Below are 19203 nucleotides of genomic sequence, written 5' to 3' on the forward strand. Positions count from 1 at the left end.
GTGTCAAGTTCTGCAACCGTTTGTGTGAAACAAAAGGTTTGAGTTTGTGAGAAACTTAAATTGCCCGGATCTGGACAATCATTCTGCCCAAATGAGGGCAGAGTTCCAATTAACAATACAAAGGCGAAAAGGAACCAATTTGTTCCCTTCCTCCCAAAAGTAAAATTTTGCATAGGCTAGGTGTTAAAATTCAATTATTAGTATTAGGTTTAAATAATTTTAGCAGCACAAATATTAAAATAATTTTTAACATTGTGAGTTAAACTAAGAAGTACTTTAACAAATTTTACCATTTATTTTAGGTTCTATATATTTTTGTTAAACGATACTTGAAGCTTTGGGTCGATATTCGCGATAAATTTATGAAAAAATTAATAGGATGACTAACAAATTCTTAATATTCAATATAATTCTCTTCTCAATTTTGACGCCGGGTTGGGCACAGTCTTCAGTCGAAAATGGAGAAAAATATCTTAAAGAAAACCAAATTAAACAGGCCAAGAAGGTCTTTGAGGAACATAAGGATAACATACAGGCTATAGAATACCTTGGGGATATTGCCAGCTTTGAAAAAAAATGGGATGAAGCCATACATTATTATGAAAAACTGGTGGAAAACCAGCCTAACTCTTCGGGCTATAACTTCAAACTTGGTGGTGCGATGGGAATGAAAGCCATGGATGTTTCCAAATTTAAAGCCGCCTTAATGCTGGGCGATATTAAAACGCATTTAAATAAAGCTGCCGAATTAGACAAAAACCATGCAGAAGTCCGCCGGGCCTTAGTAGAACTTTATATTCAATTACCTGTGTTTATAGGTGGAAGCAAGGACCTTGCTCAGCAATATGTGAAAGAACTTCAATCAATTAATAAGGTAGATGCTTATCTGGCTCAGGCTTATATTCATAAAACGGAAGAAGATCAGGAAGCAGTAAAGATTGCAGTAAACAAAGCCCTGGAAGAGGCAAAGAACAATAAAAACCTGGTAGAGCGTAATTACATGAATTATGAATTAGGCGAAAGAGCAGCTTCCTTAGGTCTTAAACCAGATATGGCTGTAGATTTCCTGGAAAATTATATAAAAAATTATAATTACAAAGATCTAAAATCGCCGGCCTGGGCACATTTTCATATCGCTAAAATTCAGGCTTCAAAGAATAATCAGGATAAAGCTTTATCGCATATCAATAAAGCCCTGGCCAATAAATTTAACTTTCCTGAAGCTGAAAAACTCAAACAACAAATATTAGAGATGTAGGCTAAAGGCTTTTCCTAAAGTCTTAACTATATTTGCAGCCAGTTAATAGAGTTTGAAATTGCCAGAATTATTGGCGCGAAATAGAATCTAATGAAACTTCATTTTATAGCAATTGGCGGTAGCGCTATGCATAGTCTTGCCCTTGCCCTACAAAAGAAAGGAAATAATATTACCGGTAGCGACGATGCCATTTACGAACCTTCGAAATCGGCTTTGGAAAAACAGGGCTTGCTTCCTGAAAAATTGGGTTGGTTTTCAGAAAAAATAACCCAGGATTTGGATGCGGTTGTATTGGGAATGCACGCCAAAAAAGATAATCCTGAGTTGAAGAAAACCGAAGAATTAGGCTTGAATATTTATTCTTATCCTGAGTTCCTTTTTGAACTTTCTAAAGAGAAAACACGAGTTGTAATTGGAGGATCTCACGGAAAAACTACGATTACGGCTATGATATTGCACGTAATGCATTACCACGGAAAAGAAATTGACTATATGCTTGGTGCCCCAGTTCCCGGGATTGAGAACACTATTAATTTGAGCGATGAAAATGATTTTATGCTCATTGAAGGCGATGAATATCCTGCTTCAGCAATAGATCTTAGACCTAAATTTCATCTCTATCAACCAAATATAGCATTACTCAGCGGGATTGCGTGGGATCATATGAATGTTTTTCCCACTTTTGAAAACTATGTGGAGCAATTTCAGATTTTTATAAAATCTATAGTAAAGGGCGGTATCCTCGTTTATAACGAAGAAGACGAAACCTTAAAAAATTTGGCTGAAAACACCGAAAATCAAATAAGAAAGCATCCTTATTTTACTGCCGAATATCATGTAGAAGACGGGGAGACCATTTTAGAAACTTCAGAAGGTGATATGCCATTAGGAATTTTTGGAAAGCATAATATGAATAATCTTGCGGGCGCCAAATGGATTTGCCAGCATATGGGAATTGATGAAGACGATTTCTATGAAGCGATGATGGAATTTGAAGGTGCCAGCCGCAGGTTAGAAAAGATTTATGAAAATGAGAGCGGAATTATTTTTAAAGATTTTGCGCATAGCCCATCTAAAGTAAAAGCAAGCACCCAGGCCGTAAAGGAACAATACCCCAATAAAAAACTTATTGCCTGTTTAGAATTACACACTTTTAGCAGTCTTAATTCAGAATTTATTCAGCAGTATAAAGATACTTTAGGTAAAGCCGATGAAGCTGTGGTTTTCTATTCTCCAGAGGCAATTTCGCAAAAACAATTGCAACCTATATCTGCGGAAGAGATAAAACTAGCCTTTAACAGCCCGAACCTGGAAGTGGTTTCTGAAACAGGAGCATTAAAAAAATTAGTAGCATCTAAAGATTTAAAAGATTCGGTTTTACTTTTAATGAGTAGCGGCACTTTTGGAAATTTAGACCTTGAAGAAGTAAAAGTTTTATTTTAAGTTAAATGCCTCATTTTTAATTGTCCTGGTGTAGATAAGAAATCATTTTTTATCTTTATAAAACTATGGGGCAGGAAAATCAAATTGGTTTTGGAATTAAATCCTGGGCAGAAGACGATCGGCCCAGGGAAAAACTGCTTCAAAAAGGGAAAATTAGTCTTAGCGACGCCGAGCTTATCGCAATATTAATAGGGTCGGGTAGTCGCAACGAATCAGCGGTTCAATTAAGCAAACGCATTCTAGCTTCCACGGGAAATCAACTTAGCGATCTCGGAAAACTTTCAGTTAAAAAACTTTGTGAATTTAAAGGCATAGGCCCTGCAAAAGCTGTAAGTATTTTGGCTGCGATGGAACTTGGCCGTCGCCGAAGAACAGAAGAAGCCTTAGAGAAGAAGAAAATCACTTCCAGCGCTTCGGTTTTTGAGCTTATGCAGCCTATAATTGGCGAACTTTATCACGAAGAATTCTGGATTATTTATCTTAATAATTCCAACAAAGTTATTGAGCAGTTACAACTCAGTAAAGGAGGAATTACCGGCACCCTGGTAGATGTGCGAATCACTCTTAGAAAAGCGCTTGAAGTTGGTGCCACGTCTATAATTTTGGCGCATAACCATCCTTCAGGAACTTTAAAGCCCAGTGAAGCCGATAAACAACTTACCCAAAAGCTTAAAACAGCGGCGCAAAGTTTAGATATTAAGGTGCTGGATCATCTTATTGTAACCGAAAAATCATACTTTAGCTTTGCAGACGAAGGCGTACTTTAAATTGATTAGATGCTACTAATTTATACCCAGAAAATCTCCCCGCGAATAGTTTACATTTTTAAACATATTTGCACCAATGTTCTGGGGATTTCCATAAAATTTACTACAAAAATTGAAGAATTTATTGCTCACGAAGGGATGAAACTTTCTTACGGAAAACAAGCCCTGGGAAACGAATTATTTGTGCAAAAAGTAGATCTTTTACTTGAGCAGGGTTTAAACGAAGTAGAAATAAAAGTTCAGCCCTGGGGTGATAATTATTGCTTCTTCCCGGTTTCAGAAAATAGTGCTTTGCCTTTTGATATTTTTGCTGCTTCTTTCTTTTTACTGAGTAGGTATGAGGAATATTTACCGCACGTAAAAGATGATTTAGGACGTTTTCCCGCTTCAGAAAGTGTGGGGTTTCAGGAAGGATTTTTAAATACTCCTGTTGTAGATATTTGGGCTTATAAATTTAAAGAAATTCTGCAGGAAAGATTTCCTGAAATCTCCCTAACCAACCGGGAATTTCATACCAGGGCAGTAATTGCGGTAGAACACGTTTTTAATTTTCAGAATAAAGGATTTTTGCGCAGTTTGGCGGGAATGCATTTAGATATTATAAAACTCCAGTTTAATAAAGTTTTAGATCGTATTCAGGTAGTTATGCGCGTAAAAAAAGATCCTATAAATATTTTTGAGGATCTAATTGCTTTTATAAAAGAGTACAAAGTTCCTTTACTATTTATGTTCCAGTTAAGCGATTTTTCTATTTACGATCGCAATATTAATTACAACCGAAATCCCTATCGCTCTATTATAAAATATGTGGGAGATTATGCTAAAGTGGGTTTAATGCCTGGATATTTTGCGCTCGAAAATTTTAAAATCCTGCGGAAAGAAAAGCTGAGAATGGAAAATACAGTGCATACACCGCTAGATAGTGTAATAAACGTAAAATATAATTTGAATATCCCTGAATTTTATAATTTCCTGTCAGAGCTGGAAATTCCGCAGGATTATTCTATGGGATATCCTGAAACTGCTGGTTTTAGAGCTGGAACCTGCAGCCCATTTTTGTTTTACGATATTAATACCGAATCTACCCTGGCTTTAAAAATTCATCCGTATGTATTTAATTCAAATATCGTTGAACATACAGATTTTGAACAATTAACCAGCGATATTGGAAAAATGCTTAGCGAAGTAAAAAAAGTAGGAGGAAGTTTTAAAGCTATTTTTAAAAATCAGGATTTTTCTGAATATTCTAATTATCAGGCTTATTACGCAGTGTTAAAACAGATTTATGAAATTAAGTAATATAAGTCATATTTTCTTCGATTTAGACCATACTTTATGGGATTTTGACAGGAATTCTGCCCTGGCTTTTGAACGTGTTTTTAAATTCAGAAAAATTCCCCTGGAAATAAACGATTTTCTCAAAATCTATATGCCGGTAAACTTTAAATACTGGGAACGCTATAGAAATGATGAAGTCACAAAAGAAGCTCTGCGCTACGGCCGTCTAAAAGATAGTTTTGATCTTTTAAAATTTGAAGCCGATAAGGATTTAATAGATAATATTGCCATAGATTATATAGAATATCTGCCCGATCATAATTTTCTTTTAGATGGCAGTAAAGAAGTGCTGGATTATCTTCATAAAACTTATGAGTTACATATTATCACAAACGGTTTTGAAGAAGTACAGCATAAAAAACTTACTAATTCCGGCATAAGTAAGTATTTTACTACAATCACTACTTCTGAGGAAGCAGGGGTGAAAAAACCTAATAAATTAATCTTTGAAGCAGCACTCCAAAAATCTTCAGCTTTAGCCGAAAACAGTATTATGATTGGGGATAATTATGAAGCCGATTGTACCGGCGCTAAAAATTGTGGCATAAAACCTATCTTCTTTGACTACTACGGGAATAAAGAAAACATCGGTGTAATACATATTAAAACGTTAAATGAACTAAAGACCTATTTGTAATAATAATCTTTTGTTAATTTCGTTAGTGCAACCTGATGCCACGCCTAATGAAATTAATGAAAAACTTTCTTGCTAAAAGTATAAGCTTAATGCTTATAGGTGGTGTGTTGAGCAGTTGCGTGAAAGATGTAGATCTGGAGCAAAAAGAGGAGATTAGTTTAAGTCCCGATGTCCAAATAGATCTTCTTATTTACGATATAGATCAGTCTCAATTTGTAGATCCTTCTACCGGAAATAGTAAAACCCACATAAGCGATACGGTTCGCTTAGAATTCCTGGACGATGATTATATTCAGGAAGATCTTTCTTCAGTTGAGTTTTATTTTAGACATATTAATACATTCCCCCGGGAGATTGAAAGTAAGATAAGATTTTTATCTGATGCCAACCAGGAACAATTTGCGGTAAATTATACTATTAAACCGGGTGTTGATGGTAATCCCGTAACTACGGAGCAATTTGAATTTTTTGAAGAAGATCGTATACATTTAGTACGTTGAAATATAAAAATGGTTGTTGAATTAGAGGTGCAGCCGGGATCAGCGAAATTTGAAGGAGAATTAGATTTCGCTTCCAAAGGCCTCTTTTCCTTTGAATTTTAATGATGTGGAGACTTATAGTATTGTTTTTAATTATTTCTGGAACGATTGTGGCCCAAAACAAACCCTTGCTGTTTAATGTAGACGATTTACCACAAACTTTAATGAGCAATCCCGGGGCTCAAATAAATTTTACCGGCCATATTGGAATCCCGTTTTTTTCCCAAATTCATCTTTCAGCCGGTTCTACGGGAGCTGATCTTTATGATATTTTTGCCGATGATGGTACAAATATTAATATCCGAATTCAGGAAACCATGCGCAATATGGATTCGAGAGATTATTTTTCGGTAAATCAGCAATTAGAAATATTCTCTATGGGCTGGAAAATAGATAGCAAGAATTACCTGTCTACCGGTATTTACCAGGAGATGGATGTATTTTCTTATTTCCCAAAAGATCCTGCGATACTCGCCAACGAAGGAAATAACGATTATTTAAATGAACCTTTCTACTTTGACGATGTCTCTTTTACCGGAGAAATAATGACTGTTTATCATCTTGGTATCAACCATAAATTTGATAACCGACTTACAGTAGGCGCAAGAGCGAAATTATATTCCAGTATTTTTAATGCCGAAAGCACAGGCAATACGGGGAGATTTACTACCTCTACCACTCCCGATGGGAGGAATGTCTATAATCACGAAGTTGTAGATATGAATGTTTTAATTAATACATCGGGCTTCGCTCCTTTAAAGGAAGAGGAAGGAATGACGGTTGAACAAGCTACAGCCGAATTGTTAAGTCGGTCTTTCTTTGGTGGTAATGTGGGTTTCGGGCTGGATTTGGGGGCTTCTTATATTCTTCACGACCAGTTTATACTTTCGGGTTCTGTACAGGATCTGGGGGCTGTTTTTCAGCGTAAGGAAGTTGAAAATTACAGGTATTTTGGAGCTTATGAAACCAGTGGTTTGGAGCCGCTATTTCCCGATTTGGACGAAAACGATGAAGCATTACCTTATTGGGATGATTTTGAAGACGAAGTAGATAGAAACCTTAGAGACCAAACTACCAACGAATCTTACACCACCTGGCGGCCAATAAAGGCCAACTTTGCAATGGAATACGGTTTTGGTCCGGCATTTTTGCCCTGTCATTATCTAAGTGTAAAAAAAGTAAGGTATATGAATTTGCTGGGAATGCAGCTTAGTGGCGTAAAAAGACCCAAAGGATTCGTGTACTCCTTCACTACATATTGGGATAGAAAAATCAATGATAATCAGCGTTTTAAAGTGTCTTATTCTTTAGATGATTATTCTTTAACTAATATTGGCTTGATGTATACAAGAACTTTTAATAAATTTAATGTATATCTGGCAGCCAATAATTTGCTGGCTTTCCCTAATTTGGCAAAAGCTCACAGTGCCTCCCTCCAACTGGGAATGCAACTTATTTTTAATGATTAATAAAATTTAAATGAAAAGAATAATTTTTATACTCACTTTTTTTATTGGTACAATTCCAATGCTCGCGCAAGATCTCAATCAATATAAATACGTGATAGTTCCTGAAGAGTTTGAGTTTTCAAAAGAAAAGAATCAATTTCAGTTAAACGCGCTTACTAAATTTCTCTTTGAAAAATATGGATTTGAGACATTAATGAGGAGTGAAGAAAAACCTTCAGATCTTCAGGAGGATTATTGCTTAGGCCTTAACGCTAAAGTGAAAGATAATTCGGGCTTATTTGTTACCAAACTGGTAGTTCAGTTAGAAGATTGCCGGGGCAAAGTTGTTTTTGAATCTAAAGAGGGGAGAAGTAGGGAAAAAGAATTTAAAGCTGCCCATCACGAGGCTTTGAGAGATGCATTTAGTAATGTTGAAGAATTGAATTACAGTTTTAAGCCCGGCGAAGTTTCGGCTGCTACTCCTGCAAGTGATAAAGAACCACAAGCTGCCGAAAATGCCGAAGTGGCACAAACTAAACCAGAAACCAGGGCTCCTGAAGCTTCTGAAGACGTGGAAACTTCGGCAACAGCTCCCGCCGAACAAGCTGAACCTGCTGAAGTAGTGGTAGAAAACCCTATGCTAGATACTGATTCAGCAAAAGAATTGAATTTTAAAAAGGACGGTATTGCTTATTTTCTCGAAAAATCTGATTCTGGATATTCATTTTTTCAGGAAAATTCCCAGGAACCTTTTGCGGTTTTAGCTAAATCTGGAGATGCAGATAGCTATATCTATAAATCTCTTACCCGCCAGGGCGTAGCCTATTTTAATCCAAATGGTGATTTGGTGGTAGAGTATTTAAACCAGGAAAATAAATCTGTAAAGCTTGTTTATAAAGCTTCGGCCAATCAATAATTATACTTGGTTTTCCAGCGTTTTTTAAGAAATTCCCGCTGCGCATTTTCCCGAGGATTATTTCCGGGATCATAAAACTTTGTGCTCTTTAATTCATCGGGTAGAAATTCAGCCTCAACAAAATTGTTTTCGTGGTTATGGGCATATTTATAATCTTTTCCGTAGCCAATATCTTTCATTAGTTTAGTTGGGGCATTCCGAATGGAAAGCGGCACCGATAAATTTCCGGTTTGCTTTACAGCGCTTTGTGCCTGGTTAATCGCCATATAGGCAGCGTTGCTTTTTGGGGAAGTTGCCAGGTAAGTAACACATTGACTTAATACTATTCGAGCTTCGGGAAAACCGATTGTTGTTACCGCCTGGAACGTATTATTTGCGATAACCAATGCAGTTGGATTCGCGTTTCCGATATCTTCACTAGCTAAAATTAATAATCTGCGGGCAATAAATTTTACATCTTCGCCACCTTCAATCATTCTTGCGAGCCAGTAAACTGAAGCGTTGGGATCACTCCCACGAATAGATTTAATAAATGCTGAAATGATGTCGTAATGCTGTTCGCCGGCTTTATCATAAAGTACCGTATTTTGCTGAACGCTGTTAAAGACCAATTCATTAGTAATTTCAACGTTACCCTGGGAAGAAGTAACTAAAAGTTCAAAAATATTAAGTAATTTTCGGGCATCGCCGCCGCTTAAACGCAATAATGCTTCGGTTTCCTTTAGTTTTATATTTTTTGAGGCGATAATTTTATCTTCCCGCATCGCTCTTTCCAAAAGTGCTACCAGATCTTCCTTACTAAAAGGTTTTAAAATATAAACCTGGCAACGAGAAAGTAGGGCAGAGATCACTTCAAAACTCGGATTTTCTGTCGTAGCGCCAATTAAAGTGACCCATCCTTTTTCTACGGCGCCTAAAAGAGAATCCTGCTGTGATTTGCTGAAACGATGAATTTCATCAATAAACAAGATGGGATTTTTAGTAGTAAACAAACCATCACTTTTTTTTGCCTTTTCTATTACTTCACGCACATCTTTTACGCCACTGCTAATAGCACTCAGCGTAAAGAATGGCCGATCTGAAGTAGAAGCGATGATATTGGCTAAAGTGGTTTTTCCTACTCCAGGAGGTCCCCAGAATATAATTGATGGGATAATCCCTTGCTTAATCTGCTGCCGTAATGCTCCTTTTGGGCCAATAAGATGCTGCTGACTTAAATAATCGTCTAATGTTTGTGGTCGTAATCGTTCTGCTAATGGTTTGCTCATCTGACAAAATTAGTAATTTGAATAACACTTTGTCATCTATTAACAAATGGATTCTTTTTTGTAATATTAAATTAAAACTTATTCTTTTGAAACAGTCTAATCCATTTGTTTTTACTACCGGCGTCCTGGGATATCCCATCCTCTTTGTGCTGCTTATTTGGATAGTTTTTTGGTTTGAAATTCGCTTTGGGATTAGTTTTAACAATTTTGGCGTACGCCCGGGAGAAGTAAAAGGTTTGCGAGGTATTTTATTTTCGCCATTTATTCACGGTGATATAAAACATTTGTTCAATAATACCATCCCACTTTTTGTGCTTTCCATGTCGCTTTTTTATTTCTACAGAAAGATTAGCTGGCCGGTTCTAATTATTGGTTTACTTCTTACAGGCATTCTAACCTGGAGCATTGGGCGGCCTGCGAACCATATTGGGGCAAGTGGTATAATTTACATGCTTGCTACTTTCTTATTTTTTAAAGGAATTTTTTCGAAATATTATAGGTTGGTTGCGCTTTCTTTAATCGTGGTTTTTCTTTACGGCGGAATGTTATGGTATGTTACTCCAATTAATCCTGAAATTTCCTGGGAAGGGCATCTTTCGGGATTAATTTCGGGTTTCGCATTATCTGTTATTTATAGAAAGAATTCTATTAAAAGTCCTAAATACGAATGGGAAAAACCTGAATACAGCGAAAAGGAAGATTTATTTATGCAGCATTTTGATGAAAATGGAAATTTTATTGAAAGACGCTTTGAAACAAATGAAGAAGAAGAAGAGCCTGAAGATGAATCAGGAATAACTTATCGCTATTTCTATAAGAAATCAGAATCTAAGAGTAAGGAATAAGAATCTTTTGGAGTTCCTAAGAAGTTTGCCGCTGCCTTATCGCTTCATATAAAAATACACCACAGGCCACGGAAACATTTAAGGATTCAATTTTCCCAAACATAGGAAGTTTGGCCTTCTTATCTACACTTTTTAAAATTGAATTGGAAACTCCTTTGGCTTCGTTTCCCATCACAATAGCTGAAGCCTGGTTGAAATCTACATCGTAAACAGTATCATCGGTTTTCTCGGTAGCAGCCACAATTTGCACTCCCGAAGATTGGAGGTAGAAAACGGCATCTTTTATATGATTCACTTTTACAATAGGGAGGTTAAAAACTCCGCCAGCCGAAGTTTTAACGGTATCGGCATTTAAAGGAGCACCACCTTTTTCAGGAATAATTATGGCGTCAACTCCGGTGCATTCTGCGGTTCTAATAATAGCTCCAAAATTACGGACATCGGTAATTTGATCTAAAAGAAGGAAAAGGGGAGTGGTTTTTTCTGTAAGAATTTTTTCAATTGTTTCTTCAAGGTTTCCAAATTTAATTGGAGAAATTGTTGCTACCACACCCTGGTGATTTCCTTTGGAAAGTTTATAAAGTTTTTCTTCTGGCACAAAGGAAATATTATAACTGCCTTTTTGGATAAGATGATTCAATTCCTGAAATAAAGGGCCTGAGAGGCCTTTTTGAATATAAACCTTATCTATACTCTTTCCTCCCTGAATTGCTTCAATAACCGCTCTAATTCCAAAAATACGTGTAGTTTCTTCCATAGCGCAAAGGTAGGTTTTGTTTTTAAAATTATGGAATTACTGGAAATAAAAAAACCACCCGGTTAAGGGTGGTTTTATAAGTATTAATTGAACTCTTGATTACTGAACATCCCAGAAAATAGGAGTTTGAGCAGAGTCACCTCCAATTGCCTCGGCAGCTGCCTCGTAATTGGTTTCATTAAGGTTAGTCTCATCTACTGGATAAGTATATCTTAATGGTACTTCAGTTTCAAATTCCGAAGGAATGTTTAATTCTGGAGCATCATATTTTCTCCATACTGACCATCCCTGGAAAGGATTGTCAAACATAGCGATCCAGTACTGAGTAGCAAATTGCTCTTCAGAACCATCATATGCTACATCACCCTGAGAAAGGTAAGATGAAATTGCAGCTTCATCAGTTATTCCCCAGTATTCCATAGAAGCAGTGATTGCAGCGTTGTAATGAGTTTCAGCATCACCAGGTACGTTATAACCAAGTTCGGCAGCTCTAGACTGGTTGAAGCGAACTTCAGCATAGTCTAATAAGATACCTTCACGAGTTGGCTGTAAAAATGGATCACCAATTTGGGTAAATGAGCTAAAATTGTTAAGTCCTCCGTAGATACCTCCATTATATCCTTCAATGTTTTCATCAAAATAGACCATTCTTCTTGGATCATTAAGATCATTCATATAATCTACGATGGTATTAGCAGCCAGGAAGTCAGAACGTCCACTAAGTACAAGATCTTCCCAAAGTGGGTTACCATAAGGATCGTTACCCTGGTATTCAACAGTAGCATTATCGGCATTAGCCATAAATACACCATCTGTAACTGCGGATTCTACAGTTGATTGCGAAAGACCTGGATTAGCATCTGAAATTCTCATACCTAATCTCAATTTAAGAGAGTTAGCGAACATCATCCATTTGCTCATATCTCCACCGTAAACAACATCGGCGCCAACGTATCCCTGTCCTGCAGATAACATTGTGCCTACGTTGTCTAATCTAGAGATTAGATCTTCGTAAATCACCATATCATCATCATAAGCGGGTAATGGAAATTCGTCAGCCTTCCCTGCTTGAGAGTAAGGAATATCTCCAAAACTATCTACAAGTACGTGCCACGCATAAACTTCAATTACTTCTAATTGCCCCATGCGAGCATCTTTTTCCGCTTGTTCAAGTTCGCCATTTGCTTCAACAATTGCTTTTGCATCCTGAATGTCAAGAATTACATCTCTATAGATTTCTGACCATACATTATCTGGATTTGTTCTTGCAGTAAAGTTATAATTTGTCTCATCTACATACGTGGTTGTAGTAAAGTACTGCGCAAGAAACCTGTACAATCCATCATTTACGTTAGGCGATGCCATATTATCTGATAAACTTACCGTTGCTGCGGTAAATAAGAAATCAGAAGCAACCTGCGTAGGGTTTTTGGGATCTCTGTTAAGATCCTCATATTGCTCGTCACTCTGGCAAGACCATAGTGTTACGAGTGCTGTTAGCGCTACAATATATTTCTTCATAATTATTTTTATTAAAAGTTAAATTTAAGGCTAGCACCAATTTCCCTCATTGATGGGTAAGCACCAGACTGATAACCTTGAATGTTTCCTGAACTAAGTCCAGCTTCTGGATCAGAATATGGAATATTCTTGTGAATTATCCAAAGGTTTCTACCTATTAAAGATATAGAAGCATTGGTGAATGGCGTAGCATCTATAAATTGAGATCCAAAGTTATAGGTTAAACTAGCTTCTCTTAGCTTTACGAAAGAAGCGTCATAAATATGACCTTCGTTAGCATCTCTACCGTAACCAAAAGGGTTACCAAAGTAATCGGTTCTTGCTCTTGTAGTGTTTTCAGAAGTGTTGGTCACTGTGTAATCACCATTAGAGTCATACTCGATATCTCCCTGAACACCGTTAAGTATAACTCCACCTTGTTCAGCTTCAGGAATATAACCTGGATCTCCAGGTTCTAAATCTGGATTAAATAATGGATTTCGTTTTGGGTTACCAAGCTCATTAAGGCCTACACTGCTTTCATACACTCCAGTTGCACGTCCATACCAGGTGTCTAAAGAGAAAATATCTCCACCTTGTTGAACGTCTACAAGGAAGTTTAAGGTAAGGTTTTTGTAAGAGATAGAATTAGATACACCACCTGTCCAATCTGGTTGGATATTACCGATTGTATAGTTAGCATTTGGTGTTCTAGCGTAATAACCTCCAGAGGTAATTACCTGGTTCCCATTATCATCATAAACATAAGCTGAACCTCTAATGGCGCCATAAGGCTCTCCAGGAACGGCATTAATTGAAATCCCACCTTGAGGATTAGCTAGCTGTAATACATCAATACCGTCTTCAAGTTCAAGAACCTCACTTCTGTTTCTTGCCCAGTTAATGTTCATGTTCCAGTTAAAGTCTTCAGTTCTAATTGGGTTTAAGTTTAAAGAGACTTCAAACCCTTTATTTTCAATTGTACCAGCATTTAAAAGCTTAGTAGCGAAACCAGTTGCGGTAGATACCGGTACCGGAGTAATTTGGTTCTCTGTTTGAGAGTTGTAGTAAGATACATCAAAACCTACTCTTCTATCAAAGAAGTTCGCTTCAATACCTACTTCGTAAGATTTCATACGCTCAGGATCAAGAGCCAGGTTAGCCAATTGAGAGTTGTTACTTGCCCATCCAGCAGATCCAAAAGGAGCTGAGATTTGGTAAGTATTAAAAACTCTATAAGGGTCTGTATCATTACCTACCTCTGCGTAGTTAGCTCTTAACTTAGCAAAACTTAACCAGTTAGCATCTATCACATTAGAAAGAAGTACACTGGTAGAAATTGATGGGTAGTAAAAAGTATTGTTTTCTTTTGGAAGGGTAGAAGAACGGTCTCTTCTTATAGTACCTTCTAAGAAATAAGTGTCTAAATAACCTACACCAACACTTCCTTTATTTTTTCTTTCCTCTTGCAACTCGTCAAAAGTATCAAAAGAGAATCTACCTAAAACACTAAATACATCATTGATCTCGTAATTAAGGTTAATGTTACCAAAATATCTGTTACGAGTATCTGTTGAATAGTTTTCGTAAAGTGTCCAATATGGGTTATCTGTATAAATAGGAGTAAGGTTATCTGGGCCATTAGCGTTCCAGGTAATGTTTTCTCCTGTAGCAAAATAAGCTGCTCTTTGATCGTAAATATCCACGTTAGCCTGATTCCACTGTCTAAAAGATTGCATAATGTTTAGCTCACTGTAACCAGTACCATATCTACCTTTACCGTCTGTTTTAGTGTAGGTAATGTTGGCTTGTGCAGAAAATTTATCAGTAAATTCATGTTCACCGCTAAACTTTAAAGTATTTCTTTTTATCTGGCTGTTTGGTAAGTTACCTTGTTGATTAAAGTTCGTGCCACTTATCCTAAACGAACTTTTATCGGTTCCGCCATCTAAAGCAACAGAGTTAATCATCGTGTAACCTGTCTCCCAAATAGCGTTAGGATTATTTTCTCCGGCTTCCCAGGGAGTTGCTTGTTGGTAGAAATCATAATCTGTTCCTTCTAACTGTGGGTAAATTGAATTCCACTGGTAAATTGGTTGTCCTTCAAATCTCGCACCAAAAGAAGCATCTTCTGTAAAAGGAGTTACTTGATCAAGATTTCCATCGCCGTCTACATCATACAGATTAAAGTATTCATCACCATCGGGTCCATAACCTCTTAGGTAACCAGCGCCGTATTCGTCTTGATATTCTGGAAGGGTGTTCATGTCTGCGTGAGAAGTCATAAGGGTAGAGCTAACAGAAACTCCAATTCCTTTTCCTTTGCTACCTTTTTTAGTTTCGATAATAATTGCCCCGTTTGCAGCCCTGGCACCGTAAAGTGCGGTTGCAGCAGCACCTTTAAGTACGTTAATAGAAGCAATGTCATTTGGGTTAATGTCAGAAGCAGCGTTACCATAATCGTAACCACCTCTACCTGCGTCCTGGCCTGTTCTGTTGGTATTCGCGTTACTTACCGGAGTACCATCAATAACGAATAATGCCTGGTTGTTTCCTGTTAATGAGGAACTACCACGAATTACTACGTTAGACGAACCTCCCATAGTACCAGAAGATGATACCTTAAGACCCGCAACTTTACCAGAAAGAGAGTTTACGAAGTTCTGTGTCGGAACATCAGATACTTCACTACCATCTACTTCCTGTGTAGCGTAACCAAGAGATTTTTTTTCTCTTTTAATACCAAGGGCAGTTACTACTACTGCATCTAATTGAGCTGAATCTGTAGTTAATGTCACATCTATCGTGTCATTGTTTGCTACCGTATACTCTGCAGTTTGCATTCCAACGAAAGAGTAAACCAATACATCGCCTTGTGTAGCTGGTATTGAGTAATTTCCGTCAAAATCTGTTTGGGTACCAGTGTTGGTTCCCTGAATTAAAACGGTTACACCTGGAAGGGGTAACCCGTCTTCATCGACTACCGTACCGGTAATCGTTCGTTCTTGTGCAAAAGTAATTTGCACAACTAACACTAATAAAAGTGTTAGAATACTACTAAACTTTGTTCTCATTTTTAAATTTGTTTGAATTAGCCAAGGCCAAAAGTGCTAATAAATGGTTAATAAAACAAACTTTTGATTTTAAAAATAGCGTTCTATTTTAAGTAAATGTTAATATTTGTGCATAGAACGGTTAGAGTCAGGCGCTAAAGAGAAATAGGCTAAATGTTAAAAAATTAGAAAATTATTGAGATTTAGTCTCAAACTATCATTAAAATCTAAAAAACCCATTTGTAAGAAGAGCCTCCCCGGTTTTAGTTGGATGCATTTTCTTAGATAAATACCTATTTATTATATGGGATTTCTGTCTCTCAGATTATCCTTCTGAAAATTAATTCATTATAGTTTGATAAATTTGTTTTTATTTCTACATTTGCAAACCCTAAAAAACAGGGGATTAAATTTATTAATAATTAGGTAAAAGAAATTATGCCAACAATTTCACAATTAGTACGAAAAGGAAGAGCCCAGATAACCAAGAAGAGTAAATCGGCTGCTTTAGATTCGTGCCCTCAAAGAAGAGGAGTGTGCACACGTGTGTATACTACTACACCTAAGAAACCAAACTCGGCGATGCGTAAAGTTGCTAGGGTGAGGTTAACTAACGGAAAAGAAGTTAACGCTTATATTCCAGGTGAGGGTCACAATCTACAAGAGCACTCGATAGTATTGGTTAGAGGTGGAAGGGTAAAAGATTTACCAGGTGTAAGATACCACATTGTTCGCGGTGCATTAGATACTGCGGGTGTTGAAGGTAGAAGCCAGCGTAGGTCTAAATACGGAGCCAAACGCCCTAAAAAGTAATTAAAAACTTTTAATGTAAAGAAATGAGAAGAAGACAGGCCAAAAAAAGACCGCTTTTACCAGATCCAAAATTTAACGATCAACTTGTTACACGTTTCGTGAACATGATGATGTGGGATGGAAAAAAATCGGTAGCCTTTAAAATTTTCTATGATACAATCGCGATTATAGAAGAGAAGAAACAAGACGAAGAAAAAACAGGTTTGGAAATTTGGAAAGATGCTCTTTCTAATGTTATGCCTCACGTTGAAGTTAGAAGTAGACGAGTTGGAGGTGCAACCTTTCAAATCCCAATGCAAATAAGACCAGATAGAAAAGTAGCAACTGCTATGAAGTGGTTAATTTCATTTGCGCGTAAGAGAAACGAAAAATCTATGGCGCAGAAATTAGCTTCTGAAGTTCTTGCTGCTGCCAAAGAAGAAGGCGCTGCAGTTAAGAGAAGGGTTGATACTCATAAAATGGCTGAAGCTAATAAAGCATTCTCTCACTTTAGATTCTAAGAAAAATGGCACAAAGAGATTTAAAATTTACCAGAAATATAGGAATTGCAGCTCATATTGATGCGGGTAAAACCACTACAACAGAGCGTATTCTATATTATACAGGGATAAGCCACAAAATAGGTGAGGTGCACGATGGTGCGGCTACTATGGACTGGATGGAGCAGGAGCAGGAAAGAGGTATTACAATTACTTCTGCTGCAACACATTGTAAGTGGATGTATAGAGATCAGGAATTTACGGTAAATATTATCGATACTCCTGGTCACGTAGACTTTACTGTAGAGGTAGAGCGTTCTTTACGTGTTCTTGATGGTGTGGTTGCATTGTTTAGTGCTGTAGATGGTGTTGAGCCACAATCTGAAACTGTTTGGAGACAGGCAGATAAATATAAAGTACCACGTTTAGGATTTGTAAATAAAATGGACCGTCAGGGAGCTGACTTCTTTAATGTGTGTAAGCAGGTTAGAGAAATGCTAGGTGGAAACCCAGTGCCATTACAAGTTCCTATTGGTGACGAAATAGACTTTAAAGGAGTTGTTGATCTTATTTCCAAAAAAGCAGTTATTTGGAATGATGAAGATCACGGGATGACCTATGAAACCATAGATATTCCTGAAGAACTTATGGAGGATGTGAATAAATACCGAACTGAGCTTGTAGAAGCTGTAGCCGAGTATGATGAGGCATTGATGGAAAAGTTCTTTGAAGATGAAAATTCAATTACTGAAGATGAGATTATTGCTGCGCTTAGAGCTGCAACTATAGATATGTCTATCATACCTATGATGTGTGGTTCTGCCTTTAAAAACAAAGGTGTACAGGCAATGCTTGATGCAGTTATGAGATATATGCCTTCTCCAGTAGATGTAGAAGCTATTGTAGGAACAAATCCTGATACTGGTGAAGACGAAAGCAGAAAGCCACACGTTGACTCTCCTTTCTCTGCATTAGCATTTAAAATTGCTACTGATCCTTTTGTGGGTCGTTTGGCATTCTTCCGTGTTTACTCGGGAGCTTTAGATGCAGGATCTTATGTATTGAACAATAGATCAGGTAAAAAAGAACGTATTTCTCGTATTTACCAGATGCATTCTAATAAGCAGGAGCCTATAAATAGAATTGAAGCTGGTGATATTGGTGCCGCTGTTGGTTTTAAAGATATTAAAACCGGAGATACGCTTACCGATGAAAAACACCCAATCGTTCTTGAATCTATGACTTTCCCTGAGCCTGTAATTGGAATCGCGGTAGAGCCTAAGACAAAAGCCGATGTTGATAAAATGGGTATGGCTTTAGCTAAATTAGCTGAAGAAGATCCAACTTTCCAGGTGAAGACTGATGAAATTTCAGGACAAACCATTATCTCTGGTATGGGAGAGCTTCATATTGAAATTCTTGTAGATCGTTTAAAGAGAGAATTTAAAGTTGAAGTAAACGAAGGTCAGCCTCAGGTTGAGTACAAAGAAACAGTAACTAAAAACGCTGAACACAGAGAGGTTTATAAAAAGCAATCTGGTGGTCGTGGTAAATTTGCTGATATTGTATTCGAAATGGGACCTGTAGACAAAGACTTTGAAGGAAAAGGACTTCAGTTTGTAGATACTATTAAAGGTGGACGTATTCCTAAAGAGTTTGTTCCTTCGGTAGAAAAAGGATTTAAAGAGGCTATGAAAAACGGGCCAATGGCCGGTTTCCAAATGGATACTTTAAAAGTAACCCTTAAGGATGGATCTTTCCACCCTGTAGATTCCGATCAACTTTCTTTCGAATTGGCTGCAAAAATGGGTTACAAAGCCGCTGCTAAAAAAGCCGGTGCTGTAGTTCTTGAGCCAATTATGAAAATTGAAGTAGTAACTCCAGAAGAAAACATGGGAGATATTGTTGGTGACTTGAACCGTAGAAGAGGTCAGGTAAACAGCATGTCCGATAGATCTGGAGCTAAGATTATTAAGGCGGAAGTGCCTTTGTCTGAAATGTTTGGATATGTAACCACATTAAGAACATTGTCTTCTGGTAGAGCAACTTCAACTATGGAATTTTCTCACTATGCTGAAACTCCTTCTAATATTTCAGAAGAAGTTATTAAAGCAGCAAAAGGTACAAACGAATAATATTAGG

The 19203-nt window shown here is 37.2% G+C and carries 16 protein-coding genes; 12 read left to right on the forward strand and 4 right to left on the reverse strand.

Annotated elements, in window-relative coordinates:
* Positions 1-379: 379 nt before the first annotated feature.
* From B5488_RS01415 to B5488_RS01450, 8 genes are all read left to right on the forward strand, one after another.
* Positions 380-1258 (forward strand): tetratricopeptide repeat protein, encoded by an 879-nt coding sequence (locus B5488_RS01415; protein ID WP_079733657.1) that lies wholly within the window; start codon positions 380-382, stop codon positions 1256-1258.
* Positions 1259-1348: 90 nt separating this feature from the next.
* On the forward strand, positions 1349-2701 hold the full coding sequence (locus B5488_RS01420) for a UDP-N-acetylmuramate--L-alanine ligase (protein ID WP_079733658.1): 1353 nt from the start codon (positions 1349-1351) through the stop codon (positions 2699-2701).
* Between the two features lie 65 nt (positions 2702-2766).
* On the forward strand, positions 2767-3468 hold the full coding sequence (gene radC / locus B5488_RS01425) for a RadC family protein (RefSeq protein WP_079733659.1): 702 nt from the start codon (positions 2767-2769) through the stop codon (positions 3466-3468).
* Between the two features lie 9 nt (positions 3469-3477).
* Positions 3478-4767 carry a polysaccharide deacetylase family protein gene (locus B5488_RS01430; RefSeq protein ID WP_079733660.1) on the forward strand — a complete coding sequence of 430 codons (1290 nt, stop codon included), beginning with the start codon at positions 3478-3480 and terminating at the stop codon, positions 4765-4767.
* Positions 4754-5443, forward strand: coding sequence for a YjjG family noncanonical pyrimidine nucleotidase (locus B5488_RS01435; protein ID WP_079733661.1), 690 nt, complete (start codon positions 4754-4756; stop codon positions 5441-5443). The genes B5488_RS01430 and B5488_RS01435 overlap by 14 nt, the downstream gene beginning before the upstream one ends.
* Before the next feature lie 56 nt (positions 5444-5499).
* On the forward strand, positions 5500-5943 hold the full coding sequence (locus B5488_RS01440) for a hypothetical protein (protein WP_231919785.1): 444 nt from the start codon (positions 5500-5502) through the stop codon (positions 5941-5943).
* Positions 5944-6044: 101 nt separating this feature from the next.
* Entirely contained in the window at positions 6045-7451 is a 1407-nt protein-coding gene (locus tag B5488_RS01445) for a DUF5723 family protein (RefSeq protein WP_079733662.1), read from the forward strand.
* Positions 7452-7461: 10 nt separating this feature from the next.
* On the forward strand, positions 7462-8346 hold the full coding sequence (locus tag B5488_RS01450; RefSeq protein ID WP_079733663.1) for an SPOR domain-containing protein: 885 nt from the start codon (positions 7462-7464) through the stop codon (positions 8344-8346).
* Here the strand turns inward: B5488_RS01450 and B5488_RS01455 are convergent.
* Entirely contained in the window at positions 8340-9614 is a 1275-nt protein-coding gene (locus B5488_RS01455; RefSeq protein WP_079733664.1) for a replication-associated recombination protein A, read from the reverse strand. The genes B5488_RS01450 and B5488_RS01455 overlap by 7 nt on opposite strands.
* An 86-nt stretch (positions 9615-9700) precedes the next feature.
* Here B5488_RS01455 and B5488_RS01460 point away from each other — a divergent pair, with 86 nt between their 5' ends.
* Positions 9701-10459, forward strand: a complete 759-nt coding sequence (locus B5488_RS01460) for a rhomboid family intramembrane serine protease (protein WP_079733665.1) — start codon at positions 9701-9703, stop codon at positions 10457-10459.
* Between the two features lie 16 nt (positions 10460-10475).
* Here the strand turns inward: B5488_RS01460 and rlmB are convergent, their stop codons facing one another.
* From rlmB to B5488_RS01475, 3 genes are all read right to left on the reverse strand, one after another.
* Positions 10476-11216: a 23S rRNA (guanosine(2251)-2'-O)-methyltransferase RlmB gene (gene rlmB / locus B5488_RS01465; protein ID WP_079733666.1), complete on the reverse strand. Its 741-nt coding sequence runs from the start codon at positions 11214-11216 to the stop codon at positions 10476-10478.
* A gap of 99 nt (positions 11217-11315) precedes the next feature.
* The gene (locus tag B5488_RS01470) at positions 11316-12737 is read right to left on the reverse strand and encodes a SusD/RagB family nutrient-binding outer membrane lipoprotein (RefSeq protein WP_079733667.1); all 1422 of its coding nucleotides are present in this window, start codon (positions 12735-12737) and stop codon (positions 11316-11318) included.
* 11 nt (positions 12738-12748) lie between these two features.
* Positions 12749-15790: a TonB-dependent receptor domain-containing protein gene (locus tag B5488_RS01475; RefSeq protein WP_079733668.1), complete on the reverse strand. Its 3042-nt coding sequence runs from the start codon at positions 15788-15790 to the stop codon at positions 12749-12751.
* A gap of 417 nt (positions 15791-16207) precedes the next feature.
* Here B5488_RS01475 and rpsL point away from each other — a divergent pair, with 417 nt between their 5' ends.
* The 3 genes from rpsL to fusA are packed head-to-tail and all read left to right on the forward strand — an operon-like array spanning position 16208 to position 19196.
* Positions 16208-16582 carry a 30S ribosomal protein S12 gene (gene rpsL, locus B5488_RS01480; RefSeq protein WP_037319203.1) on the forward strand — a complete coding sequence of 125 codons (375 nt, stop codon included), beginning with the start codon at positions 16208-16210 and terminating at the stop codon, positions 16580-16582.
* 23 nt (positions 16583-16605) lie between these two features.
* Complete coding sequence (gene rpsG, locus B5488_RS01485; RefSeq protein WP_079733669.1) at positions 16606-17082, forward strand: 30S ribosomal protein S7; 477 nt, start codon at positions 16606-16608, stop codon at positions 17080-17082.
* Between the two features lie 5 nt (positions 17083-17087).
* Positions 17088-19196, forward strand: coding sequence for an elongation factor G (gene fusA, locus B5488_RS01490; protein ID WP_079733670.1), 2109 nt, complete (start codon positions 17088-17090; stop codon positions 19194-19196).
* Positions 19197-19203: the final 7 nt, after the last annotated feature.

It is taken from the genome of Salegentibacter salegens (assembly GCF_900142975.1).
Taxonomy (GTDB): Bacteria; Bacteroidota; Bacteroidia; order Flavobacteriales; family Flavobacteriaceae; genus Salegentibacter; species Salegentibacter salegens.